The following is a 258-nucleotide window of genomic DNA, read 5'->3' on the forward strand; positions in this document are numbered from 1 at the left end:
CGGTGACTGCTGACCTGACAAATTACGTGGTTTTTAAAGGAGTTACCGTCCAAGGCATCACAGGCAGAAAAATGTTTGAAACATGGCGGCAGGGATCGCATCTGCTTGAATCCGGCCTTGTTGATCTGACGCCGGTGATCACGCATCAGTTTCCGCTTGAAGACTTTGAAAAAGGGTTTGACCTGATGAGAAAGGGCCAGTGCGGCAAAGTCATTTTGATTCCATAAGGGGAGGGTTCTATAATGAAAGAATTTGAAT

At 46.1% G+C, this 258-nt stretch carries 1 pseudogene; it reads left to right on the plus strand.

What is annotated here, in order from left to right:
- A pseudogene (tdh, locus tag R0K30_RS22535) lies at positions 1 to 227 on the plus strand (L-threonine 3-dehydrogenase); the annotation flags it as partial.
- Between the last annotated feature and the right edge of the window lie 31 nt (positions 228 to 258).

The organism is Bacillus sp. SIMBA_154 (assembly GCF_046536015.1).
GTDB lineage: Bacteria > Bacillota > Bacilli > Bacillales > Bacillaceae > Bacillus > Bacillus pumilus_P.